The organism is Streptomyces sp. NPDC006197, from assembly GCF_040613865.1.
In the GTDB taxonomy this organism is placed as follows: domain Bacteria; phylum Actinomycetota; class Actinomycetes; order Streptomycetales; family Streptomycetaceae; genus Streptomyces.
The window spans coordinates 27,036-50,873 of sequence record NZ_JBEXSZ010000048.1 but is presented as its reverse complement, the minus strand read 5'-3'; the positions used below and the strand labels follow the sequence as shown (position 1 = coordinate 50,873).

Sequence of the window (23,838 nt, the reverse complement as noted above, 5' to 3'; positions counted from 1 at the left end):
GGACGAAGGGGCCGTGTCCCGGGCCGCCGCCCTCGGCTGGAACTCGCCCGACCACGTGTGCGTCGTCCTCGGCACCGCCCCCGACGGGGACAGCGCACCCCGCGCACGACGGGCCCGTGCACCGGGTCGCCGCCCGCGTACGGGCCGCGGACCTCGATGCGTACGACGTCACCGCGCTGTGCGGCCGCGACGACGATCGTGGAGTCGCTCGGGGTCCGCTCGGCCTTGCTCTTGCCGGTCGCGTCGACGCCGGCGACGTCCGCGACGAGGTGCGCGAGCGCGGTCGTCAGGCGCGCCGCGTCCACCTCGGCCTCGATGGGCGGCGCGTGCACGGCGAACTGGGCGCGGCCGGGCCCGATCAGCTCGACGGCGCCGTCGATGCCGCCGGACACGATCCCGTCGAGCAGCACGACGGCCTTGTCCAGCTTCTCCGCGCCGGCGTCGAGCCGCTGGTAGCCGAGGACGTTGTCGACGAGGGAGGTCATCCGGGCGTACCCGGCGGCCAGGTGGTGCAGGACCCGGTTGGCCTCGGGCCACAGCTGCCCGGCGTCGTCGGCGGCGAGGGTGCCCAGCTGGGTGCGCAGCTCCTCCAGGGGTCCGCGCAGCGACTCGGCGAGGACGGCGGTCAGCTGCTCGTGCCGGGCGGCCAGGGAGGCGTACTTCTCCGTCTGCGCCTCGCGCTCCGCCGCGTGCCGCTCGGCCAGGTCGGCGAGCTCGGCGGCGTGCTTCTCGACGAGCTCCTCGTACGGCCTGCGGTCGGTGAAGGTCATCACCGCGCCGACGAGCTGGTCCCCGTCCCGTACCGGAGCGGTCGTCAGGTCGACCGGGACCCGCTCGCCCTTCTTCGACCACAGGGCCTGCCCCCGGACCCGGTGCTTGCGGCCGGACTTGAGGGTGTCGGCGAGCGGCGACTCCTCGTACGGGAAGGGCTCGCCGTCGGCGCGCTTGGCGAGGATCAGCGGGTGCAGCTCCTGGCCGCCGAGCTCGCCGGCGCGATAGCCGAGGATCTGCGCGGCGGCGGGGTTCACGAGGACGACCCGGCCGTCCGTGTCGGTGCCGACGACGCCCTCGGCCGCGGCGCGCAGGATCATCTCGGTCTGCCGCTGCGAGCGGGCGAGTTCGGCCTCGGTGTCGAGGGTGCCGGTGAGGTCGCGCACGACGAGCATGAGCAGCTCGTCGCCGGTGTAGCCGCCGTACGAGTCGTAGGCCTCGCGGCCGTCCTCCAGGCTGGCGCTGGTCACCTCGACGGGGAACTCGGAGCCGTCCGTGCGGCGGGCGATCATCCGGGTCGGCTTGGTGCGGCCCCGCTCGTCGGCGCCGTCGGGGCGGCGCATGGAGCCGGGGATGAGGCGCGAGTCGAAGGTGGGCAGCAGATCGAGCAGGCCGCGCCCGACGAGCGCGGTGCCCGGCGTCTCGAACATGCCGAGGGCGATGGTGTTGGCGTTGACGACCGTGCCGTTGCAGTTGACGAGCACGAGGCCGTCGGGGAGGGCGTCGAGTATGGCTGCGAGGCGAGCAGCGCCTCGGGATGGCCTGCTGCTCACGACGACGCTTCCTCCCTGACGCACTGCAATGTGCTTGCCCTTCGGCCGGCCGGCCCCATCTTGCCCCGCGGGCCGCAGCCTGTCACTGAGGGGAGTCTAAGGGAGCCTCCGGGCGTCACCCCCGGACGAGGGGAAGCAACGGCTCCAGATTCTCCCAGCGGTCGATCTCGCACCCGTTCGCCCGGGAGAAGCGGGCGTCCACCCGGCGGCCCTGCCAGACGCCGGTGACGTGGGCGAGGGCGGGCCCGCCGTACACCTGGGTGCACATCTGGTCCCGGGGGACGGGCCGGAACGGATCGCCGCCCTCCTTCGCCAACTGCTCCAGTCGCCCGCAGGCGTCCTCGGCGGCCGGGTGGTCGCCCTCGGCACGGTCGCCGCAGGTCAGCCGGAAGGAGCCGTCGGCCCTCGTGTCGCCGCTCTTCTCGACCGTGACGGTCAGCGTGTCGGGCGACGAGAACAGTGTCAGCGGCGGCAGGGGGCCGAGACCGGCGGTCCCGACGGCGGCGGTGGCGAGGGTGGCGAGGACGAGACTGCGCAGCATTCGGATCTCCAGGAGCGCGGGAAGCACGACGAGCGCGGATGCACGACGCGCCCGCCCCCTCTAACGCTCCGGGCGCCCCCGCGTTGCGCAAGCGGGGTGCGCCGGGCGGGGGCCACGAGAACGGCACGGGGGCACGCGGGGCTTTGCCCTGGACCCCGAAGGACTAGTACGGTGAGAATCGATTGGTGACAGCCGGTTCGCCTGTGTCATCATCTGCACGCACCACCCGCGTATGCGCGAGGTGCGAGGAGGCGTCGCCTAGTCCGGTCTATGGCGCCGCACTGCTAATGCGGTTTGGGTCTTAAAGCCCATCGAGGGTTCAAATCCCTCCGCCTCCGCCCCTACCGAAGCCCCGGCCCCGAAGCCGGGGCTTCGGCCGTTCCCGGCCCGGTCCCCGAGCGCGCGCCCCGCCTTCGCCCCTCGACGGTGTGACCCAGGTCTCTTTCCGGGGATTCCCACCCCGCCCGCCCCCGCCACGACAACTCCCCCACTGACCCCCACTCTGGCGTTTCCGCAGGTCACAAGGGGTGTGGGGAACGGATTTCACATGACGGCGGGACTCATGTAATGTTCTTCCTGTCGCCGGGACAGCGGGCCGAAAGGCCGGGAAACGGAGACAAGAACTAAAAACAAGCACTCGTAGCTTAACGGATAGAGCATCTGACTACGGATCAGAAGGTTGCAGGTTCGAATCCTGCCGAGTGCACACAGGTAAGAGGCCCGGACGAGAGTCCGGGCCTCTTGCGTTTCCTGGTCGTACAGCAGCGAAGTACAGCAACCGCGGGGTGGGCGCTCCTCGGGGGAGCGCCCGGGGCGCGGGTGGGGTCAGGCCGTGGCCTCGACCGGGGTGAGGCGGTGGTTCAGGACGCGGCGGGGGCGGGTGCGGAAGCCGAGCTTCGGGTGGGCCACGCCCCAGGCCGCGCCCTTGCAGATCAGTTCCTTGTAGCCGGCGGCGAGTCGGCCCGTCAGGGCCGCGCGGACCGAGCGGTCGTCGGCGGTGACGTACTGGATGAGGCCTTCCCTGCGGCCCAGGGAGATGCACTGGTTGAAGTAGCGAAGGTGGGCCTTCGGGAGCTTTCCGCCGGTGAGGCGGGCCGCGATGGCGTCGGCCGCCTGCCAGGCCATGGGGGTGCCCGAGGCGCACGACATCCGCAGCGGCTTGTCGCACGGGCCCATGGCGAGGGCCGCGTCGCCGACGGCGTACACGTCCGGGTGCGAGACCGAGCGCATCGTCCCGTCGACCACGATCTGGCCGTTGTCGGCGACCTCCAGGGTGGTGGCGCGCGCGATCGGGTGGACGGCGAAGCCGGTGGTCCACACGGTGACCGCGGCCGGGACCGGGCCTTCGGCGGTGGTGACGCGGTCCGCCTCGACGGTGGTGACCGCCGTGTGTTCGAGCACGGTGATGCCGAGGCCGGCGAAGACCTTCCGCACGTGCTGCCGGCCCTTGTCCGAGAGCCAGTCGCCGAGTTCGCCGCGGGCGGCGAGCGTGACGGCGAGGTCCGGGCGGGCCTCGGCGATCTCGGTCGCGGCCTCCAGGCCGGTGAGGCCGCCTCCGACGACGACCACGGACTGTCCGGCCTCCAGGGCGGCCAGGCGCTCGCGCAGCCGGAGCGCCCCGGGGCGGCTGGAGATATCGTGGGCGTGCTCGGCGGTGCCCGGGACGCCCTGGGTGTTCCAGCCGCTGCCGAGGGCGTAGACGAGGGTGTCGTACTCCAGTTCCTCGGCGCCGCTTGCGGCGGCGACCGAGACGGTCCGGCGTTCGGCGTCGACCGCCGTCACCGTCGCCAGCTTCAGTTCGACGCCCGTCCCCGCGAACATCTCGCCGAAGGGCCGGTGCGGGAGCTCCTGGCCGGCCGCCAGCTGGTGCAGCCGGACGCGCTCGACGAAGTCGGGCTCGGGGTTGACGAGGGTGATGGCGACGTCCTCGCGGTGGAGTTGCTTGGCGAGGCGTCCGGCGGCGATGGCTCCGGTGTAGCCGGCTCCGAGGACGATGATCCGGTGCTGCTGCATGTGCCTGCTCCTGTCTCGCGCGGTGTCGACCCTTGAACCGGGCAGCCCGACGTTTCCTGACAGGTGTGGTGTGTGACGTGAGTCACAAGGGCTAGAAGGCGGATTCCACCAGGGGGGCGCCGTGGTCGGAGGCCGCCCAGTGCCTCGTCGCGCGTTCGAGCTTGTCGGGGTTCACCTGGTTGCGGAAGGCGGTGATGCCCTCGGCGGTGACCTCCAGGCACATGACGCCGACGACCCGGCCGTCGAGCACGGCCACGAGGGCGGGGGAGCCGTTGGCGGTCGTCGCGTAGACGTCGGGCGAACCGCCGACCACGTTCCGCTTGGCGACGCTGGGCTTGAAGAGGCCCCGCATGAACTTCGCGACCGCGAGTGCGCCCTCGAACGCCTTGGCGCGCGCCGGGACCTTGCCGCCGCCGTCGCCGATCGAGATGGCGTCGCCCGTGAGCAGCCGTACGAGCGGCTCGGTGCGGCCGCTGGTGGCGGCCGCGAGGAACTCCTCGACGATCCGGCGGGCCTCGGCCTCGTCGATCTCGGTGCGGGCCTTGCCGGCGGCGACGTGCTTCTTCGCGCGGTGGAAGATCTGCTGGCTGGAGGCCTCGGTGATGTCGAGGATCTCGGCGATCTCCCGGTGCGGGTAGTCGAAGGCCTCCCGCAGCACGTACACCGCGCGCTCGTTGGGGGAGAGGCGCTCCATGACGGCGAGGACCGCGTACGAGACCGATTCGCGCTGCTCGGCGGTGTCGGCGGGGCCGAGCATCGGGTCGCCGGCGAGGAGCGGCTCCGGCAGCCACTCGCCGACGTAGGTCTCGCGCCGGGCGCGGGCCGAGGTGAGCTGGGTGAGGCAGAGGTTGGTGAGGACCTTCGTCAGCCAGGCCTCGGGAACCTCGATGCGGTCGACGTCGGCGGCCTGCCAGCGCAGGAAGGTGTCCTGCACGGCGTCCTCGGCCTCGCTCGCCGAGCCGAGGAGGCGGTAGGCGATCGCCTCCAGGCGGGGCCGGGAGGCCTCGAACCGGTCCACGTCGTTCATGGTCAGAACCATGGTCCGGATCCTAGTGCGGGTGGGTGCGCAACGGCAGGCCCGCAGGACCGTAGCGGGCTTTCCGGGGCGGGCGTTAGGGTCAGATGATCTTTCTTTCTCATCGGATGTGGGGGTTTGGGGCATGGCGCTCTTCGGGAACGCGCACGCGATCGATCCGGCGCAGGCGCAGCAGGACTACGCGCGGCTGCTCGGTCAGGGGGAGCAGGTGCACGCCGCGTACCTGCTGATCCGCGACACGATCTTCTTCACCGACCGGCGGCTCGTCCTCGTCGACAAGCAGGGGATCACCGGCAAGAAGGTCGAGTACCACTCGATCCCCTACCGGAGCATCACGCACTTCGCCGTCGAGACGGCCGGCACCTTCGACCTGGACGCCGAGCTGAAGATCTGGATCTCGGGCAGCCAGCTGCCGATCCAGAAGACCTTCACCAAGGGGGTCGACATCTACGAGGTGCAGGCGATCCTCACGCAGTTCGTCGCCAAGTAGGCAGACGGAGCCAGGCGGACGGCGTCGGGCGCACGGAGTCGGCCGCACGGAGGGGAGGGTTCTCGGCAGAATCGCCGAGAACCCTCCCCTTTCGGGTGAACCCGTCTGATTTGCATGTCAGTTGAATATGCCCTCGGCCTAGCTTGCGAGGCGGAGGTGATGATCGATGGACGCGATCGACATCGATGACCTGGTGTACGTCGCCACCGGAGCGCCCCTGCGGCGGCTGACCGCGCCGGACGGGACCCACTGGTTCCCGGTGGTGGACGTGGCGAAGCGCCTCGGATACGCGGGGACGCGGGAGGCGCTGCGGACCGTGACCCTGCCCGAGGAGTGCCTCGCGGCCGCACGGGAGCTCGACGGGGGCACGGGGTTCCCCGGCCGGTCCACCGGAATCCGTGCGTCGACCCGGATGGTGAGCCTGGAGGGGCTCGTGCAGCTCGTCGGGGCCTGCCGGAGACCGGAGGCCGGGCCGTTCCGGGCGTGGACGGCGGGGGTCGTGGCCGCGATCCAGCGGTACGGCGGGTACGGGCTCGAACCCTCGCCGGTGCACGCCGGGTTCCTGCTGCCGCCGGAGCTCGTCGACGTCCTCGTACGGCTCGAGGGGCGGTTCGACGAACAGGCCGTCGCGTACGCCGAGCACGCCGAGTACGCGGAGCTGCTCCGCGAGACCCGGCAGAGCCTCTCCAGGGTCGCCGACTCCCTGGAGCGGCTCGCCGTGCCCCGCCAGCGCACCGGCGCCGCCGTCGCCCTCACGCCGCAGGAGCTCGTGGAGTCCTGGGCCATCACCGGGGACATGCGGACGGTCGCCTCCTGCCTGGCGCCCGCGCTCGTCCGGGGCGGGGTGCGCTACCGGCCCCAGGACGTCACCCGCCGCACCGGCCTCTCCGGCGAACGCGTCCGGGACTGCGTCCGCCTCCTCCTCGAACGCGGCTGCATGCGCGAGGTGGGCACCCCGGCCCCGGACGGCACCCGCATCTACGTCCTGCCCTGACCGGGCCCACCGCCGACGGGTTCGGGAAGCGCGCGTCGTACCAGTCGTTCGACGCGCGCCGGACCGTCCGCTCCTCGGGGGAGCGTCCTTCCTCCCCGGCCGGCGCGTTGGCCGGGAGGAAGGACGCCGGTCTGATGGCCCCGGGGGTTCCGGGCCGGGGGCTGGAAACGGATGTGACGGAGACTGGACGGCATCCGGGGATGCATAGGGAGGCGCGGCGGCGTGGAGTGGTGGTCTCGGGGGATCGACTGGGCCGGCGGAGCGCCCGGGCTGCGGTGGCGGGGCGGGCGCGTCAGCACGCTCGCGTACGGGCAGCGGCTCGCCTTCCGGGCCGTCGGCGTCCGGCGGTGCCCCGGCGCCCGGGGAAACCCCTGCCCCCTGGAGGCCGTCGTGCCCGGCCGGTCCACCGGCGGGCGGTGCCCGGAGTGCGCGCGGCTCGACCGGGCCCACTCCGTCGCCGCCGACACCGTCGCGGACGACCCGCAGCCGTACCGCGTCTACCTGGCCTGGTTCGGACCCGGGATGACCAAGGTCGGGATCACCGCCGAGGCCCGGGGCGAGACCCGGCTCCTGGAGCAGGGGGCCGTCGCCTTCAGCTGGCTCGGCCGGGGCCCGCTGATGGCCGCCCGGCGCACCGAGGAGGTGTTGCGGCACGCCCTGCCGCCCGCCGGGGAGCGGGCCCGTGAGGTCGAGGAGCTGTACCGGCGCGCGCGGGCCGTCGGCGGCTGGACGGAGACCCTGGAACCGCTGGAGTTCGCCGCACGGGACCATGCCGGGGTGTTCCGCCTCGACGGGCTGCCGCGCCTCGACGGCACGGTCGCCGAGCTCGTCGGCGGCGGCGTCGTCACCGGGCGGCTGCTCGCCGCCGCCGGGCCCGACCTGCACCTCCTCGCCCCCGACGGGCGCTGCCTCGCCCTGGACACCCGGCTCATGCGCGGCTGGATCCTCGAGGCCGCAGGGGAGGGGGAGGGCTTCTCGGTTCCGGTCGTTCCGGTGGCCGCTCCCGTGGTCGAGAGCGCCCAGGAAGGGCTCTTCTGAGCCCTCCTCCCGCTTCGTAAAGTCTTGGATCCCTTTCCCGGGGCGCCGTGGACATCCCGCCGCCGTCCCGGCGAGGGTGATCACATGACCCCGAAGCTGGTGGCGGGCCTCGAACCGCCCTACTACACCGCCGTGTTCACCTCCGTCCGTCCCGAGGCCCCCGAGGGCTACGCCGAGACTTCCGCCCGGATGCAGGAGATCGTCCGGGACCTCCCCGGCTTCCTCGGCTACGAGTCCGCCCGCACCCCCGGCGGCATCGGCATCACCGTCGCCTACTTCCGCGACCTGGAGTCCCTCGACGCCTGGCGCCTCGACGCCGAGCACCAGGCCGCCAAGGCGTACGGGCGGGAGCACTGGTACGACAGCTACAGCGTCCACATCGGCAAGGTCGAGCGGAGCTACGGCTTTGAGCGAGAGTGACGGCACCCCGGCCCGCGGCACCCCGGCTCGCGACCTCTCGGCCCACGGCATCCCGGCCCGCGACCTCTCGGCTCACGGCATCCCGGCCCTCGTCGAGCGGCTCGGGATCCCCGGGCTCGTCGACGTGCACACGCACTTCATGCCGCAGAACGTCCTCGACAAGGTCTGGGCGTACTTCGACGCCGTGGGGCCCCTCACCGGCGTGGAGTGGCCCATCGCCTACCGCGAGGAGGAGGAGCGCCGGCTCGCCCTCCTGCGCGGGTTCGGCGTGGTCGCCTTCACCGCGATGCTCTACCCGCACAAGCCCGGGATGGCCGCCTGGCTGAACTCCTGGGCCGCCGACTTCGCGGCCCGCACCCCCGACTGCCTGCACACCGCGACGCTCTTCCCCGAGCCGGGTGTCACCACGTACGTCCACCAGGCGCTCGACGCCGGCGCCCGGGTGTTCAAGGTGCACCTCCAGGTGGGCGGCTTCGATCCGACCGACATCGAACTCGACGGCTCCTGGGGAGCCCTCGCCGACAGCGGCACCCCCGTCGTCGTGCACTGCGGCTCCGGGCCCGCTCCGGGGAACTTCACCGGGCCCGGCCCCATGGGGCGGCTGCTGGCCCGGCACCCGAGGCTGCGGGTGATCGTCGCGCACATGGGGATGCCGGAGTACGGCGACTTCCTGGACCTGGCCCAGCGGTACGAGGGCGTCCACCTCGACACCACCATGGCCTTCACCGACTTCAGCGAGCGGCTCGCGCCCTTCCCCACGGCCGAGCGCAAGCGGCTCCTCGACCTCGGCGACCGGATCCTCCTCGGCTCGGACTTCCCGAACATCCCGTATCCGTACGTCCACCAGCTCCACGCCCTCGAACGCCTCGGGCTCGGCGACGACTGGCTCCGGCGGGTCCTGTACGAGAACGGTGCCGCGATGTTTCACGTGAAACGGTGAGCCGCTGACCCTCCCCGAGGAGCCGCTGACCCTCCCCGAGGGCCCCCGGGAGCTTTCTCAGGGAATTCACAGGAAAGGGAAAGAGGCCTCTCAGCGGCGGCCCCCACCGTGGGAGCCATGACCGTGACCACGCGAAGCACCAGCGCCCGCACCAGCACCCACGCCGACATGCTCCGCGTCGACGGGACCGCCGTCCGGGTCCTCGTCGTCGACGACGAGGCCTCCCTCGCCGAGCTGCTCTCCATGGCCCTGCGCTACGAGGGCTGGCAGGTCCGCAGCGCCGGGGACGGGGCCGCCGCCCTCCGCTCCGCACGCGAGTTCCGGCCCGACGCTGTCATCCTCGACATCATGCTCCCGGACGCCGACGGGCTGAGCCTGCTCGGTTCGATCCGCCGCGAACTGCCGGACGTACCCGTGCTGTTCCTGACCGCGAAGGACGCCGTCGAGGACCGCATCGCCGGGCTCACCGCCGGCGGCGACGACTACGTCACCAAGCCCTTCAGCCTGGAGGAGGTCGTGGCCCGGCTGCGCGGCCTCATCCGCAGGTCCGGGGCCGCGCAGACGCGCAGCGAGTCACTGCTCACCGTGGGGGACCTGACCCTCGACGAGGACAGCCACGAGGTCACCCGGGGCGGTGACTCCATCCACCTCACCGCGACCGAGTTCGAGCTGCTGCGCTACCTCATGCGCAACCCGCGGCGGGTGCTCAGCAAGGCGCAGATCCTCGACCGGGTCTGGTCGTACGACTTCGGCGGCCAGGCCAACGTCGTCGAGCTCTACATCTCCTACCTGCGCCGGAAGATCGACGCCGGCCGCTCGCCGATGATCCACACCCGGCGTGGGGCCGGCTATCTGATCAAGCCGGGGGAGTAGCCCCCGTGCGCGTACGACGAGGGCGGCCGTGGTCGCTGCGGACGCGGCTCGTCGTCTCGGCGGTCGCGCTGATCGCGGTCGTCGCGGCGGTGATCGGGACGGTGACGACCATCGCGTTCCGCTCGTACCTGTACGACCAGGCCGACGAGCAGGTGCGGGCCGTCTCGAACCGGGCTTCCGGGCCGCCGGGCGTCAAGGTCGCGCCCGATCCCGTACGGGACCGTGAGTCGCTTGCCTTCGTCATCGGGCCGGGGGTGCCGGCGGGCACGCTCGGGGCCGTCCTCACGGATGACGGCGTCTCCTCCGCCGGGTACCAGGCGGAGGCCGACGACAGTGGCGTCTACGGGCCGAAGTTCCGGATCGAGGAGCTCGACGCGGCGCAGCGGGCCGTGCTCGCCGCCGTCCCCCGAGACGGCCGCCCGCACACCGTCGACCTGCCCGGCGGACTCGGCGCGTACCGGGTCGAGTCCGCGGTCGGAGGCCGCGGCGCGTTCCTCGTCGGCATCCCCCTCACCGAGGTGGAGGACGCCCTCTCCACCCTCGTCCTCGTCGAACTGAGCGTCACCGGTGCCGGGCTCGTCGCGGCCTCGCTCGCCGGCACCGTGCTCGTCCGGGTCGCCCTCCGCCCGCTGCGCCGGGTCGCCGCCACCGCCCGGCAGGTCGCCCGGCTCCCCCTGCACAGCGGAGAGGTGGCGCTCCATCAGCGGGTCCCGGAGGCGGAGGCCGACCCGCGCACCGAGGTCGGTCAGGTCGGCGCGGCCCTCAACCGGATGCTCGACCACGTCCACTCGGCCCTCGACGCCCGCCAGCAGAGCGAGACCCGGGTCCGGCAGTTCGTCGCGGACGCCAGCCACGAGCTGCGCACCCCGCTCGCCTCGATCCGGGGATACGCGGAGCTCACCCGGCGCGGCCGCGAGGAGTGCGGCCCCGACACCCGGCACGCCCTCGGCCGGATCGAGTCCGAGGCGACCCGGATGACCGGTCTGGTCGAGGACCTCCTGCTGCTCGCCCGGCTCGACGCCGGCCGCCCCCTCTCGTACGAGACCACCGACCTCGTCCCGCTCGTCGTGGACGCCGTGAGCGATGCCCGCGCCGCCGGACCCGAGCACCACTGGCGCCTCGAACTGCCCACGGACGGCCCGGCCGTACGGGCCGACGGCGCCCGGCTCCAGCAGGTCCTGGTCAACCTCCTCGCCAACGCCCGCACCCACACCCCGCCCGGCACCAAGGTCACCGCCCGTGTCCGCGCGGAGGCGTCGGCCGTCCTCGTCGAGATCGAGGACGACGGCCCCGGCATCGCGCCCGAACTGCTCCCTGCCGTCTTCGAGCGCTTCGCGCGCGGCGACGCCTCGCGCTCCCGGCACGCCGGATCCACCGGCCTCGGCCTCGCCATCGTCCGCGCGGTCGTGCTCGCGCACGGCGGGGAGGCGGGCGTCGAGAGCGCCCCCGGCCGGACCGTCTTCACCGTCCGGCTGCCCGCCGCACACGCCGCCGGGGAGGACGCCGCACAAGCCGCCCGGGAGGACGCCGTACGGGACGCCGCACCGGACTCACAGGCAGGCCACAGGCTCATCACACGGCCGTGACAGCGGCCCCGGCGAGTGTCGGAGCATGCCAACCCAGACCATCGAGGAAGCCCTCCCCGCCCGGGAGCACCTGCCGGTGGACGTCGCCGGACGGCCCGTCCTGGACGTGGTGATCCCCGTCTACAACGAGGAGAAGGACCTGGAGCCGTGCGTCCGCCGGCTCCACGAGCACCTCCTGAGGACCTTCCCGTACGGCTTCCGCGTCACCGTCGCCGACAACGCCTCCACCGACACCACGCCCGCCGTCGCCGCCGCGCTCGCGGCCGAGCTGCCCGAGGTGCGCTCCGTACGGCTCGAACAGAAGGGCCGCGGCCGGGCGCTGCGGACCGTGTGGTCGGCTTCGGACGCGCCCGTCCTCGCCTACATGGACGTGGACCTGTCCACCGACCTCAACGCGCTGCTCCCGCTGGTCGCGCCGCTCATCTCCGGCCACTCGGACCTGGCGATCGGCTCCCGGCTCGCCCGCTCCTCGCGGGTGGTGCGCGGGCCGAAGCGGGAGTTCGTCTCGCGCGCCTACAACCTGATCCTGCGCTCCTCGCTCGCCGCCCGGTTCTCCGACGCGCAGTGCGGGTTCAAGGCGATACGGCGGGAGGTCGCCGAGCGGCTCCTGCCGATGGTGGAGGACACCGGCTGGTTCTTCGACACGGAGATGCTGGTCCTCGCCGAGCGGGCCGGGCTGCGCATCCACGAGGTGCCGGTGGACTGGGTCGACGACCCGGACTCGACCGTCCACATCGTGAAGACCGCCACCGACGACCTGAAGGGCGTGTGGCGGGTGGGGCGGGCCCTCGCGACCGGTTCGCTGCCCCTCGACCGGCTCGCCCGGCCGTTCGGCGACGACCCCCGGGACCGTGAGCTGAACGGCGTGCCGGGCGGCCTCGCCCGCCAGCTCGTCGGCTTCTGCGTGGTCGGGGTCCTGTCCACGCTCTGCTACCTCGCGCTGTACTCGGCCTTCCGGCTCGGCCTCGGCCCGCAGCTCGCCAACGCCGCCGCCCTCCTCGTCTCCGCCGTCGGCAACACGGCCGCCAACCGGCGCCTCACCTTCGGCGTACGGGGCCGGGACCGGGCCGTCCGCCACCAGGCGCAGGGGCTCGTGGTCTTCGCCATCGGCCTCGCCCTGACGAGCGGTTCGCTCGCCGCCCTCGGCGCGGCGACCGGCGATCCGGCGCACTCCACCGAGCTCGCCGTCCTGATCGTCGCCAACCTCGCCGCGACCGTCCTGCGCTTCCTCCTCTTCCGCCTCTGGGTCTTCCCGGACCGCGCTCCAGCAAGGAACGAACGATGACCACGCTGTCCCCCGCCGTCCACGCGGCGCCCCGCACCGGCCGGTTCGCCCGGCTGTGGCGCGGACGCGCCGAGGACCGCCCCTGGGTCCGGCCCGCCCTCCTCGGCCTGCTCGCCGCCACCGCGCTGCTCTACCTGTGGAACCTGAGCGCCTCCGGTTACGCCAACTCCTTCTACTCCGCCGCCGTCCAGGCGGGCTCCCAGAGCTGGAAGGCCTTCTTCTTCGGCTCCCTCGACGCGGCCAACGCCATCACCGTCGACAAGCCGCCGGCCGCGCTCTGGCCGATGGCGCTCTCCGTCCGCCTCTTCGGGCTCGGCTCCTGGCAGATCCTCGTGCCCGAGGTGCTCATGGGGGTGGGCACGGTCGCCGTGCTCCACGCGGCCGTCCGGCGCCGGTTCTCCGCCGGCGCGGGCCTGATCGCGGGCGCGGTCCTCGCGCTGACGCCGGTCGCCGCGCTGATGTTCCGCTTCAACAACCCGGACGCGCTGCTCGCGCTGCTCATGACGGTCGCGGTGTACTGCGTGCTGCGCGCCCTGGAGCGGGACCGGGGCGCCGCGAGGTGGCTCGTGTGGGCGGGCGTGGCCTTCGGCGTCGCGTTCCTCGCGAAGACCCTCCAGGCCTTCCTGATCCTTCCGCCGCTCGCGCTCGTGTACCTGGTGTGCGCGCCGGGCGGGTTCGGGCGGCGGCTCGGCCGGCTCGCCCTGGGCGGGCTCGCGATGCTCGTCTCGGCGGGCTGGTGGGTGGCCCTGGTCGAGCTGTGGCCGGCGTCCTCCCGTCCGTACGTCGGAGGCTCGCAGAACAACAGCTTCCTGGAGCTGACCTTCGGCTACAACGGTCTCGGCCGCCTCAACGGCGACGAGGTCGGCAGCGTCGGCGGCGGGGGCCGGGGCGGCACGGGCATGGACCTGCCCGCAGGCATGGAGCTGCCCGGCCGGGGTGGCGGTGCCGGTGGCGGCTGGGGCGAGACCGGCATCGGCCGCATGTTCAACGACCAGGTCGGCGGTCAGATCTCCTGGCTGCTGCCGGCCGCGCTGCTCCTGCTGGTCGCCGGACTCGTCGTCACCTGGCGGGCACCCCGGACGGACACGGCACGCTCGGCGTTCCTGGTGTGGGGCGGCTCGCTCCTGATGACGCTCGCCGTCTTCAGCTTCATGGCCGGCATCTTCCACGAGTACTACACGGTGGCCCTGGCCCCGTACCTCGCGGCGCTGATCGGCATGGGCGCGGTCGTGCTGTGGGAGGAGCGGACCCGGTGGGCCGCCTCGGCGGCGCTCGCGGTGACGGTGGCGGTGACGGCCTGGTGGGCCTGGACGCTGCTCGGCCGTACGCCGGACTGGCTGCCGTGGCTGCGCTGGACGGTCCTGGTGGCGGGCGTCGTCGCGGCCCTCGGGCTGCTGTTCGCGGGCCGGGTCGACCGGCGCCTCGGGCTCGCGGCGGCGGGCCTCGGCCTGGCGGCGGGGCTCGCGGGCCCCTTCGCGTACGCCCTGGCCACGCTGGCCGACGGCCACCAGGGCTCGATCGTGACGGCGGGCCCGTCGGGCGCGGCGGCCGGCGGCCGGGGCCCGGGGATGCGCGGCGGCCCCCGGGGATTCGTCCTGTACGGCCCGGGCCCGGCCGGCCAGGGCCAGGGCATGCCGCCCGGCGGCCAGGGCATGGGCCAGGCCCCCGGCGGTCAGGGCATGGGCCAGGCCCCCGGCGGTCAGGGCATGGGGCAGGCCCCCGGCGGTGGTCCCGCGCAGCTTCCCGAGGGCGCCCGTCCCGGCGCCGTGGGCGGGCTCCTCAACGGCTCCAAGGTCGGCGCCGAGGCGAAGCGGAAGCTCCTGGCCGGCGCCGACGACCACACCTGGGTCGCCGCCACCGTCGGCGCGCAGAACGCCGCCGGCTACCAGCTCGCCACCGAGAAGCCCGTCATGGCGATCGGCGGCTTCAACGGCAGCGATCCGTCCCCGACGCTCGCCCGGTTCAAGCAGTACGTCGCCGAGGGGGAGATCCACTACTTCATCGCCTCCGGCGGAGGGATGGGCGGTGGCATGGGCGGCGGCAGCGAGATCACCTCGTGGGTGGAGGACACCTTCGAGAAGGTCACCGTCGACGGCACCGCCTTCTACGACCTCACGCAGAGGAAATAACTCCTATACGGCGTACGAGAAACTCCTGTACGGTGTACGAGTCCCGGCCTCGTACACCGTACAAGGAGTCCCTCCCATGACAGCAGCCACCGGCGGCGGCCACCCCCAGCGCTGGCTGATCCTCGGCGTCATCTGCCTCGCCCAGCTCACGGTGCTGCTCGACAACACCGTGCTCAGCGTCGCCATCCCCTCCCTGACCTCCGAACTCCACGCGTCCACCTCCGACATCCAGTGGATGATCAACGCCTACTCGCTCGTCCAGTCCGGCCTGCTGCTCACCGCCGGCAACGCCGCCGACCGCTACGGCCGCAAGAAGCTCCTCGCCGCCGGCCTCGCGCTCTTCGGCCTCGGCTCGCTCGCCGCCGGTCTCGCCGGCTCCACCGCGCAGCTGATCGCCGCCCGCGCGGGCATGGGCGTCGGCGGCGCGCTCCTGATGACCACCACCCTCGCCGTCGTGATGCAGATCTTCGACGACTCGGAGCGGGTCAAGGCCATCGCGCTCTGGTCCACGGTCGCCTCGCTCGGCTTCGCCGGAGGCCCGCTGATCGGCGGCGTGATCCTGAACCACTTCTGGTGGGGAATGATCTTCCTGGTCAACCTCCCGGTCGCGGCCGTCGCCCTCGTCGCCGTCCTCAAGCTCGTCCCGGAGTCCAAGAACCCCCAGGGCGAGCGCCCCGACCTGCTCGGCGCGCTGCTCTCCACCATCGGCATGACCGCCGTCGTGTACGCGATCATCAGCGGCCCCGGGCACGGCTGGCTCTCCGCCCAGGTCCTGGTCCCGGCGGCCGTCGGCCTCCTCGGACTCGGTGCCTTCGCGCTGTGGGAGCTGCACACCCCGTACCCGATGCTCGACATGCACTTCTTCCGGAACCAGAAGTTCATCGGTGCCGTCGGCGGTTCGATCCTGGTCGTCTTCGGCATGGGCGGCTCGCTCTTCCTGCTCACCCAGCACCTGCAGTTCGTCCTCGGCTACGAGCCGCTCGAAGCCGGCCTCCGGATGGCGCCGCTCGCCCTGACGATCGTCGGCCTCAACCTGACCGGCGTCGGCCCGAAGATCGTCATGAAGCTCGGCACCCCGCCCACCGTCGTCCTCGGCATGACGCTGGTCGCCGCCGGTCTCGCCTCCATCGCGCTGCTCGGCGGCGGCACGGACGGCAGCTACTGGGGGATGCTGCTCGGCCTGGTCCTGATGGGCTTCGGCATCGCCGGCGCCTCACCGGCCATGGCCAACGCCCTGATGAGCGCGATCCCGCCGGAGAAGGCGGGCGTGGGCGCCGGGATCAACGGCACCCTGGCCGAGTTCGGCAACGGCCTGGGCGTCGCCGTCCTCGGCGCCGTGCTCAACGCCCGCTTCGCCGCGCTCGTCGCCGTGACCGCGACCTCGCTCCCGGCCGCCCTGGCCGCCGCCGGCGGCGAGGCCGAGCGGCGGCAGATCTCCGACGCCTTCGCCTCCGGCCTCCAGACCAGCCAGCTCGTCGGCGCGATCGCCGTCTTCGCCGGCGGCCTCCTGGCGGCGGCCCTGCTCAAGCGGGCCGAGCGCGCGGAGAAGACCCTGGCCCCCGAGCAGCCGGTCGCTGCCTAGCATGGTGACGGATCGCTGACAGACGGAGGAACGCGATGGTCAAGGCAGCCGATCGGGCCAAGAACCCGGCGCGTTCCAGCGTGTGGCTGGAGAAGCGGGCCACCCGCAGCGGCGGGGGCCCGGCCGGGCTCGACCGGGACCGGATCGTCGCCGCCGCGGTCCGGATGCTCGACGAGGAGGGCCTCGCCAAGCTGTCGATGCGCAAGCTCGCGACCGAGCTGGGCGTCACGGCCATGTCCCTCTACTGGTACGTGGACACCAAGGACGACATCATCGAGTACGCCATGGACAGCGTCTACGGCGAGATCGACCTGGCCGCGGTCGACGCCGCCGGGGACTGGCGGGAGCGGATCCGCCTGCTCGCCCTGGACTACCGGCGGATGCTCGTCCGCCACGGGTGGATGTCGCCGAGCGCCGGCCAGTACCTCAACATCGGCCCGAACTCGATCGCCGTCGGCCACAAGATCCACGACACGATCAAGGAGACCGGTCTCTCCCTCGACCGCCGGCCGAGCGCGATGTCGGCGGTCTTCCAGTTCGTGTACGGCTACGGGACGATCGAGTCCCAGTTCGGCCGGCGCGCGGCGGAGGCCGGGATGTCGCAGGACGAGTTCTACGTGGACTCGGTGAACGCCTTCCGGGACGACCCGGAGCTCACGGACCAGATCGAGGGCCTGAGGGAGATCCTCGACGAGCGGGCCTCGCACGACGACCTCAGCGCCCTCTGGGACCGCGACTTCGGCTACGCCCTGGACGTCCTGATCGCCGGCATCGAGGTCATGGTCGCGCGCGAGGCCGAGGGCACCTGAGAGAAGAAATGACGGAGCGGCGGGCCGTCCCCTGCCCGCCGCTCCGTACCCGACCCGGCCGCGCCTCCGCTCGAAGCGCGGCCGGGAGCTTTTCCTAGGCCTTCACGTCGGCCTTCACGTCGGCCTTCGTGTCGGCCTCCGCCTTGTTGCTCTTCAGCGCGACCTCCTTGATGAACAGCGTCACCACGAAGGCGAGCAGCGCGAACGGCGCCGAGTAGAGGAAGACGTCGGCGACACCGTGGCCGTACGCGTCCTCCATGACCGTGCGGATCGGGGCCGGCAGCTTGTCCATGTCGGGGATGCCACCGCCCGAGCCGCCCTTGCCCATGGCGGCCGCGGCCTTCGGGCCGAGCTCGGCCAGGCCCTCCTTGACGTAGTTCGTGACCCGGTGGGCCATGACCGCGCCGAGCGCCGAGACGCCGATCGCGCCGCCGAGGGAGCGGAAGAAGGTGACGACGGAGGAGGCGGCGCCGAGGTCGGCGGGGGCCACCTGGTTCTGGGTGCAGAGCACCAGGTTCTGCATCATCATGCCGAGGCCGAGGCCGAGGACCGCCATGAAGAGCGCGATGTGCCAGTACGCCGTGTCGTAGCGGATCGTGCCGAGCAGCCCGAGACCGCCGGCGGCCAGGGCGCCGCCGCTGACCAGCCAGGCCTTCCAGCGGCCGGTCTTGGTGATGACGAGACCGGAGACGGTGGAGGAGACGAACAGGCCCGCGATCATCGGGATGGTGAGGACGCCGGACATCGTCGGCGACTCGTTGCGCGCCAGCTGGAAGTACTGGCTGAAGAAGACCGTGCCGGCGAACATCGCGACGCCCACGAAGAGCGAGGCGAGCGAGGCGAGGGTGATCGTCCGGTTGCGGAACAGGCGGAGCGGGATGATCGGCTCGCTCGCCTTCGACTCGACGAGCACGAAGATCCCGCCGAGGGCGACCGCGCCGAGGACCATGACGGCCGTCTGCCAGGACATCCAGTCGTACTTGTCGCCCGCGAAGGTGACCCAGATGAGGAGCAGGGAGACGGCGGCGCTGATGAAGAGGGCGCCGGCCCAGTCGACCTTGACCTGACGCTTCACGACGGGGAGCTTCAGGGTCTTCTGCAGGACGATCAGCGCGATGATCGCGAAGGGCACGCCGACGTAGAAGCACCAGCGCCAGCCGAGCCAGTCGGTGTCGGTGATGACGCCGCCGAGCAGCGGGCCGCCGACGGTGGCGACGGCGAAGGTCGCGCCGAGGTAGCCGCTGTACCGGCCGCGCTCACGCGGGGCGATCATCGCGGCCAGGATGATCTGGGAGAGGGCGGTCAGGCCGCCGACGCCGATGCCCTGGACGACACGGCAGGCGATGAGCATGCCGGTGCTCTGCGAGAGGCCGGCGACGACCGAGCCCGCGACGTAGACGATCAGGGCTATCTGGACGAGCAGCTTCTTGGAGAAGAGGTCGGCGAGCTTGCCCCAGAGCGGGGTGGTCGCGGTCATCGCCAGGAGGGCGGCGGTCACCACCCAGGTGTAGGCGGACTGGCCGCCGCCCAGGTCGGTGATGATCTGGGGGAGGGCGTTGGAGACGATCGTCGAGGACAGGATGGCGACGAACATGCCGAGCAGCAGCCCGGACAGCGCCTCCATGATCTGCCGATGCGTCATCGGGGCGGTCTCGCCGCCACCGCCGGTGCCGGTGACGCCGTTCCGCGCACCGGTGTCGGGCGTGGTCGTGGCCATGAACTTCCTTTTTCTCAAGCGTGGTGGGCCCGGCAGTCCCCGAAGGAGTCGCGGAGGCGGGCGAGCAGGTGCGTGAGCTGGTCGACGTCGTCGTCGGTCCACTCCGCGAGGTGGCGGGAGAAGGCCTCGGTCACTCGGCGGTCGAGCTCGCCGAGCATCGCGCGGCCCGGTTCCGTGAGGTGCAGGATGCGGGAGCGTTTGTCGGCCGGGTCGGGCAGTCGCTCGATCCAGCCGTGTTCCACGGTGTGGGCCACATGGCGGCTGCACACCGACATGTCGACGGCCATGAGTTCGGCGAGCCTGCTCGTCCGCATGGCGCCGTGGTGGTTGACCAGGGCGAGCACGGCGGCCGAGCCGCCCTGGCAGTCGACGGGCAGGACACGGGCGAGACCGCGCTTCACGGCGCCGATCGCGCTCACCGAGCGGGCGAGTTCCTCGTATCTGTTCCGTGTCGCCATCGGGTACCCCCGTCCATCTTGTTGCTTAGGGCAACCATAGAGATGGATGGTTGCTTCAGGCAAACTAAATCGGTCAAACGGCGCTAAAGAATCGGCAAAGGCGGATCGTCGGCGCCGGGGCTTGGGCCCCCATCCCGACTTCGCTAGGGTCCTGGCCCATGGCACACAACCCCCAAGCACCGTACGGCCAGGGCCAGCCCCCTCAGGGTCCCGAGGGCTACGACCCCGCCGGCAGCACGCAGATGTTCCGCGCCTTCGTCGACGAGGGCACCCCGCAGCGGCAGCAGCCGCAGGCCGCGGCCGCGTCGGGCGGCCCGCGGGTCGGCCTGATCGTCGGCGTCGTCGCGGTGATCGTCGTCCTGGCGGCCGTCGCCTGGCTGGCGCTGGGCTGACCCTCCGTACCGACCGCACGCCCCGGGTGGGCCGGCTCCGCGACAGCGGACCGGCCCACCTTTCTTTTACGGGCTTACGGCCTACGGGCTCGCGTCCAGCGCCGGGGTGAGCACCGCGAAGGCCTCCCCGAGCAGGGCGACCGGATCCTCGGTGACCTCCGCGCTCCCGCCGGCGCTCCACCGGCGCAGTACGGCGTCGAAGGCGGTCAGGGCCATGCCCGCGGCGAGCCGGGGGCGGAGGTCGGTCTCGGGGTCGCGTCCCAGCCGGGCCCCCAGTTCCTCCGCCAGGTCCTCGCGCCACTCCGCCTGGTGCTCCAGGAAGCGCGCGAGGAGGGAGGGGGTCCGCAGGATCAGCCGGACCACCGGCAGGACCCGCTCGGCGTGGTCGCCGCAGGCGGCCAGCGGGACGGAGACGGCCTGCCGCAGCGCCTCGGAGGGGCGCTCGCCGGCGGGCCGGCCGGCGAGCGCGGCGCGCATGTCGGCGCCCATGCCGGCCAGGAACTGGACGACCACGTCCTCCTTGGACGCGAAGTACCGGAAGAAGGTCCGCTTGGACACCCCGGCCTCGGTCGCGATCTCGTCGACGGTCGCGGCGTCGAAGCCCTTGAGGGCGAACAGCTGGAGCGCCGCCTCGGTGAGCTCGGTCGCGACGAGCTGGCGTTTGCGCTGGGCGAGGGTCGATTCGGGGCGGCTGGTCACGGCCCGATGGTAACGCGGTGCCTTCGCTGGCATTCATGGTCATGCTTGACACTCGGTGACACGAACGGCAGCGTGTGCCGCATGACTGAGAAGCAGCGCTGGACCGCCGACCTCATCCCGGACCAGACCGGACGGACCTTCGTCGTCACCGGGGCCAACAGCGGTCTCGGCCTCGCCACCACCCGCGCGCTCGCCCGGCGGGGCGGGCGCGTGATCCTCGCCGTACGGGACGAGGAGAAGGGCCGCCGGGCGGCCGAGGACCTCGCGGCGGCGGGGGCCGACCGGGACCTCCTCCTCGTACGGCGGATCGACCTCGCCGACCCCGATTCGGTGCGCGCCTTCGCCGACGGCATGCGCGCGGAGCACCCGCGCCTCGACGTGCTGGTCAACAACGCGGGCGTGATGGCGCCGCCCCGCACGCTCACCCCCGAGGGCCACGAGATCCAGTTCGCCGCCAACCACCTCGGCCACTTCGCGCTCACCGGCCTGCTGCTCGACCTGCTCGCCGTCGGGACCGACCCGCGGGTGGTCACGGTCAGCTCGATCAACCACCGGCAGGGCAGCCTCCGATTCGACGACCTGAGCGGAGAGCGCGGCTATACGCCCATGGCCTTCTACAACCAGTCCAAGCTGGCCAACGCCGTCTTCGGCAAGGAGCTGCACCGCCGCTTGACCGCGACCGCCAGCCCGGTCCGCAGCGTGCTCGCCCACCCGGGCTACACCGCGACGAACCTCCAGATGAAGGACACCTCCGGTCTGGCGAAGCTGTTCTTCGGGCGCGTCGGCAACCCGCTGCTCGCCCAGCGGCCGGAGCGGGGCGCGCTGCCCCAGCTGTACGCGGCGACCGACGCGTCCGTCGCGGGCGGCGAGTTCATCGGCCCGGACGGCATGGGCGAGCTGCGGGGCGCCCCGACCCGCGTCCGCCTCTCCGAGGCGGCGGGCGATCCGGAGACGGGCCGGCGGCTGTGGGAGGAGTCGGAGCGCCTGACGGGAGTGCGCTACCTGGGGCGTGAACACCCTCTGGCGGATCGAACCTAGGAGCACTAGTCTTTCTCCTAGGAAGTCTAGGTAAGGGGAGGCGCCTGTGGTGCGCGCGGGAATCACCGTCGACGGCCTCGTGCGGGCCGCCGCCGAGATGGCGGACGAGAGCGGCCTCGACAAGGTCACCGTCTCGGCCCTGGCACGGCGTTTCGGGGTCAAGGACGCGAGCCTCTACTCGCACATCAGGAACCTGCGCGACCTGCGGGTCCGGCTCGCGCTCCTCGCCTCGGGCGAGATGAACGACGCCATCGGCGCCGCCGTGGCCGGCCGGTCCGGCAAGGAGGCGCTCGTCGCCTTCGCCGACGCCTACCGCGACTACGCCCTCGCGCACCCCGGGCGTTACGCGGCCGCGCAGCAGCGGATCGAGCCGGAGGAGATCGAGGACACCACCGTCCTCCTGCGGGCCGTCGAGCTCACCTACGGCATGCTGCGAGGCTACGGCCTCCAGGAGCCCGACCTCACCGATGCCGGTCGCCTGCTCCGCAGCGCCTTCCACGGCTACATCCACCTCGAACTGGGCGGCGGCTTCGCGCACTCCCGCCCCGTCGCCGCATCCTGGGCGCGCTCGCTGGACGCGCTCCACCACGTCCTGGAGAACTGGGGGAACGGTTCATGAACGCCATCGACACCGGCACGGTGAAGGTCCCGGGGGCCACCCTGCGGTACGAGACCCGGGGCAGCGGCCCCGTGCTGCTGCTCATCCCCGGCGGCGCCGGGGACGCCGGGATGTTCGAGGGGATGGCCGGCCTCCTCGCGGACGCCGGGCACACCGTGGTCTCGTACGACCAGCGCGGTCTGTCGCGCAGCCCGCTCGACGGGCCCCCCGCCGACCAGCGGGTGGCCGAGTGGCGCGACGACGCCCTCGCCGTCCTGGACGCGGTCTCCCCGGACGATCCCGCCCACGTCTTCGGCAGCAGCTCCGGCGGCATCGTCGCCCTCTCCCTGCTCGCCGCCCGCCCGGACCGGGTGCGCCGGCTCGTCGCCCACGAGCCGCCCCTCGTGGAGCTGCTCGCCGACCCGGCTCCGTACCGCGACCACTTCGCCGAGGTGCGCGAGCTGCACCGCACGCAGGGGCTCGGGCCGGCGATGGCCCGGTTCTCCGAGACGCCGGACGGCCGGAAGCCGGAGCGTCAGGGCGGCGAACTGCCCGACTCCATCCGGCCGATGGCTTCCCGCATGGCCGCCAACATGCCGGTCTTCCTGGAGCACGTCCTGGTCCCCTTCTCCTCCTCCGCCCCCGATCTGGAGGGGCTGCGCGCCGCCGCCGGGAAACTGGTCCTGGGCGTCGGCGAGGAGTCCACGGATCAGGAGGCGCTGGTCGGACCGGCCCGGCGGCTCGCCGAGCTGACCGGCGCCGTGCGGACGGAGTTCCCCGGCGGCCACGTGGGCTGTGTGGAACACCCCGCCGAGTTCGCGAAGGTGCTGCTCAGCGCCATGTGGCGGTGACTTCGCGGGTGTCGATCCGCATGCCGAGCGGCACCCGCCAGGAGTCCACGCACACCGTGTACGTCTGCGTCCGCGCCGTCCCCGCGGCGATCGGCGCGGGCAGCGGCTGGCTGGAGGGGACCGTCCCCCAGTCGGTGCCGAGCAGGCCGATGATGTGCGTCGCGAAGCCAACCGTCCCCGAAGTGGCCGCGGAACCACCGGTGTTGCGGAAGGTCACGGTGACCCGCTGGCACCAGCGCCGGTCGCCGTCGGCGAGGCTGGGCGCGGAGACGGTGAGCACGGCGGGCCCGGGCGCGGGGGTCGGTGCGGGTGACGGCGGGGGCGTGCCGGTGCCGGGCGGCGCGGGCCTCGGCGTCGTGGAGGGCGTACGGGGTGGGGCGCTGCTGTCGGGCTCCGGGGCCGGGGCGGGGGCGCCGGTGCCGGGTTCGGGGCCCGCACCGGGGTGGCCCGGCTCGGGCGCCGGGGCCGTACCGGAGGGGCCCGGGCCCGTACTCGTGTCGGAAGACCCCGGAGTGCCGGAAGCGCCGGAAGGGCCCGGAGCGGGCGGTACGGGCGACGGGGAGGACGTGCTGGACGTCGTCCCGGTCTCGGAGGGCTCCAGGGGGACCAGGGTGACCACGCCCGAAGGGGCGACCGCGCCCTTCGGGGAGGGGCCGGCGCCGACCGCCGCGTACCCCTCGCCGTCTCCTCCTCCGCCGCACGCGGTCAGCGCCCCGCCGAGGCAGAGCGCCACCGCCACGAGTCCCGGCTTCCTGCGCCTCATGCGCCCCAGTCTGGCTGACAGGACGTCAACAGGCCGGGCTTT

At 72.8% G+C, this 23,838-nt stretch carries 23 protein-coding genes and 2 tRNA genes; 17 read left to right on the top strand and 8 right to left on the bottom strand.

All coding sequences use genetic code 11. From position 1 onward, the window contains the following. Positions 1-1,544 (bottom strand): PAS domain-containing protein (locus ABZ318_RS17500; protein ID WP_356903334.1); only part of this gene is annotated, 1,544 nt, incomplete at its 3' end. 115 nt (positions 1,545-1,659) lie between these two features. Next, positions 1,660-2,085 (bottom strand): SSI family serine proteinase inhibitor, encoded by a 426-nt coding sequence (locus ABZ318_RS17495; protein ID WP_356903333.1) that lies wholly within the window; start codon positions 2,083-2,085, stop codon positions 1,660-1,662. Between the two features lie 247 nt (positions 2,086-2,332). On the opposite strand from ABZ318_RS17495, the gene ABZ318_RS17490 reads away from it, so the two are divergent. Together ABZ318_RS17490 and ABZ318_RS17485 are read left to right on the top strand one after the other, a co-directional pair. After that, a tRNA-Ser gene (locus tag ABZ318_RS17490) sits at positions 2,333-2,423 on the top strand. Between the two features lie 295 nt (positions 2,424-2,718). After that, a tRNA-Arg gene (locus ABZ318_RS17485) sits at positions 2,719-2,791 on the top strand. Positions 2,792-2,910: 119 nt separating this feature from the next. Here ABZ318_RS17485 and ABZ318_RS17480 read toward each other — a convergent pair. Both ABZ318_RS17480 and sigJ read right to left on the bottom strand, forming a co-directional pair. Further along, complete coding sequence (locus ABZ318_RS17480) at positions 2,911-4,098, bottom strand: FAD-dependent oxidoreductase (protein ID WP_356903332.1); 1,188 nt, start codon at positions 4,096-4,098, stop codon at positions 2,911-2,913. A gap of 91 nt (positions 4,099-4,189) precedes the next feature. After that, positions 4,190-5,137: an RNA polymerase sigma factor SigJ gene (sigJ, locus tag ABZ318_RS17475; protein ID WP_356903331.1), complete on the bottom strand. Its 948-nt coding sequence runs from the start codon at positions 5,135-5,137 to the stop codon at positions 4,190-4,192. 121 nt (positions 5,138-5,258) lie between these two features. Between sigJ and ABZ318_RS17470 the strand changes: the two genes are divergently transcribed. The 11 genes from ABZ318_RS17470 to ABZ318_RS17420 all read left to right on the top strand — a co-directional run bounded on the left by ABZ318_RS17470 (position 5,259) and on the right by ABZ318_RS17420 (position 17,280). Continuing rightward, a complete protein-coding gene (locus ABZ318_RS17470) occupies positions 5,259-5,624 on the top strand; it encodes a PH domain-containing protein (protein WP_123453750.1) in 366 nt (121 codons plus the stop codon). 166 nt (positions 5,625-5,790) lie between these two features. Further along, positions 5,791-6,618: a BRO family protein gene (locus ABZ318_RS17465; RefSeq protein WP_356903329.1), complete on the top strand. Its 828-nt coding sequence runs from the start codon at positions 5,791-5,793 to the stop codon at positions 6,616-6,618. A 222-nt stretch (positions 6,619-6,840) separates the two neighbouring features. Beyond that, on the top strand, positions 6,841-7,656 hold the full coding sequence (locus ABZ318_RS17460; RefSeq protein ID WP_356903328.1) for a DUF2797 domain-containing protein: 816 nt from the start codon (positions 6,841-6,843) through the stop codon (positions 7,654-7,656). An 84-nt stretch (positions 7,657-7,740) separates the two neighbouring features. After that, entirely contained in the window at positions 7,741-8,076 is a 336-nt protein-coding gene (locus tag ABZ318_RS17455; protein ID WP_356903327.1) for an antibiotic biosynthesis monooxygenase, read from the top strand. A 49-nt stretch (positions 8,077-8,125) separates the two neighbouring features. After that, positions 8,126-9,016, top strand: a complete 891-nt coding sequence (locus ABZ318_RS17450) for an amidohydrolase family protein (protein ID WP_356903337.1) — start codon at positions 8,126-8,128, stop codon at positions 9,014-9,016. Positions 9,017-9,133: 117 nt separating this feature from the next. Then, on the top strand, positions 9,134-9,889 hold the full coding sequence (locus ABZ318_RS17445) for a response regulator transcription factor (protein WP_356903326.1): 756 nt from the start codon (positions 9,134-9,136) through the stop codon (positions 9,887-9,889). 5 nt (positions 9,890-9,894) lie between these two features. Continuing rightward, positions 9,895-11,475: a HAMP domain-containing sensor histidine kinase gene (locus ABZ318_RS17440; RefSeq protein ID WP_356903325.1), complete on the top strand. Its 1,581-nt coding sequence runs from the start codon at positions 9,895-9,897 to the stop codon at positions 11,473-11,475. Positions 11,476-11,500: 25 nt separating this feature from the next. Next, positions 11,501-12,760, top strand: coding sequence for a bifunctional glycosyltransferase family 2/GtrA family protein (locus ABZ318_RS17435; RefSeq protein ID WP_356903324.1), 1,260 nt, complete (start codon positions 11,501-11,503; stop codon positions 12,758-12,760). Then, the gene (locus ABZ318_RS17430; protein WP_356903323.1) at positions 12,757-14,889 is read left to right on the top strand and encodes a glycosyltransferase family 39 protein; all 2,133 of its coding nucleotides are present in this window, start codon (positions 12,757-12,759) and stop codon (positions 14,887-14,889) included. The genes ABZ318_RS17435 and ABZ318_RS17430 overlap by 4 nt, the downstream gene beginning before the upstream one ends. 76 nt (positions 14,890-14,965) lie before the next feature. Next, the gene (locus ABZ318_RS17425; RefSeq protein ID WP_356903322.1) at positions 14,966-16,471 is read left to right on the top strand and encodes an MFS transporter; all 1,506 of its coding nucleotides are present in this window, start codon (positions 14,966-14,968) and stop codon (positions 16,469-16,471) included. Between the two features lie 35 nt (positions 16,472-16,506). Continuing rightward, positions 16,507-17,280 (top strand): TetR/AcrR family transcriptional regulator C-terminal domain-containing protein, encoded by a 774-nt coding sequence (locus ABZ318_RS17420; protein ID WP_356903321.1) that lies wholly within the window; start codon positions 16,507-16,509, stop codon positions 17,278-17,280. Positions 17,281-17,374: 94 nt separating this feature from the next. Here the strand turns inward: ABZ318_RS17420 and ABZ318_RS17415 are convergent, their stop codons facing one another. Both ABZ318_RS17415 and ABZ318_RS17410 read right to left on the bottom strand, forming a co-directional pair. Next, positions 17,375-18,997 (bottom strand): MDR family MFS transporter, encoded by a 1,623-nt coding sequence (locus tag ABZ318_RS17415; protein WP_356903320.1) that lies wholly within the window; start codon positions 18,995-18,997, stop codon positions 17,375-17,377. Positions 18,998-19,011: 14 nt separating this feature from the next. Further along, the gene (locus ABZ318_RS17410) at positions 19,012-19,455 is read right to left on the bottom strand and encodes a MarR family transcriptional regulator (protein ID WP_356903319.1); all 444 of its coding nucleotides are present in this window, start codon (positions 19,453-19,455) and stop codon (positions 19,012-19,014) included. Between the two features lie 158 nt (positions 19,456-19,613). On the opposite strand from ABZ318_RS17410, the gene ABZ318_RS17405 reads away from it, so the two are divergent. After that, positions 19,614-19,847: a hypothetical protein gene (locus tag ABZ318_RS17405; RefSeq protein WP_030685489.1), complete on the top strand. Its 234-nt coding sequence runs from the start codon at positions 19,614-19,616 to the stop codon at positions 19,845-19,847. An 81-nt stretch (positions 19,848-19,928) separates the two neighbouring features. On the opposite strand, the gene ABZ318_RS17400 is transcribed toward ABZ318_RS17405, so the two are convergent. Beyond that, complete coding sequence (locus ABZ318_RS17400; RefSeq protein ID WP_356903318.1) at positions 19,929-20,579, bottom strand: TetR family transcriptional regulator; 651 nt, start codon at positions 20,577-20,579, stop codon at positions 19,929-19,931. Between the two features lie 48 nt (positions 20,580-20,627). Between ABZ318_RS17400 and ABZ318_RS17395 the strand changes: the two genes are divergently transcribed. Genes ABZ318_RS17395 through ABZ318_RS17385 form a run of 3 tightly spaced genes read left to right on the top strand, consistent with a single transcriptional unit; the run spans position 20,628 to position 23,033 of the window. Continuing rightward, entirely contained in the window at positions 20,628-21,584 is a 957-nt protein-coding gene (locus ABZ318_RS17395; RefSeq protein WP_356903317.1) for an oxidoreductase, read from the top strand. A 46-nt stretch (positions 21,585-21,630) separates the two neighbouring features. Beyond that, positions 21,631-22,203, top strand: a complete 573-nt coding sequence (locus ABZ318_RS17390) for a WHG domain-containing protein (protein ID WP_356903316.1) — start codon at positions 21,631-21,633, stop codon at positions 22,201-22,203. Next, a complete protein-coding gene (locus tag ABZ318_RS17385; protein WP_356903315.1) occupies positions 22,200-23,033 on the top strand; it encodes an alpha/beta fold hydrolase in 834 nt (277 codons plus the stop codon). Before ABZ318_RS17390 ends, ABZ318_RS17385 begins: the two co-directional genes overlap by 4 nt. Here ABZ318_RS17385 and ABZ318_RS17380 read toward each other — a convergent pair. Next, positions 23,014-23,796, bottom strand: coding sequence for a hypothetical protein (locus tag ABZ318_RS17380; RefSeq protein WP_356903314.1), 783 nt, complete (start codon positions 23,794-23,796; stop codon positions 23,014-23,016). The two genes, ABZ318_RS17385 and ABZ318_RS17380, sit on opposite strands and share 20 nt — an antisense overlap. Positions 23,797-23,838 lie beyond the last annotated feature (42 nt).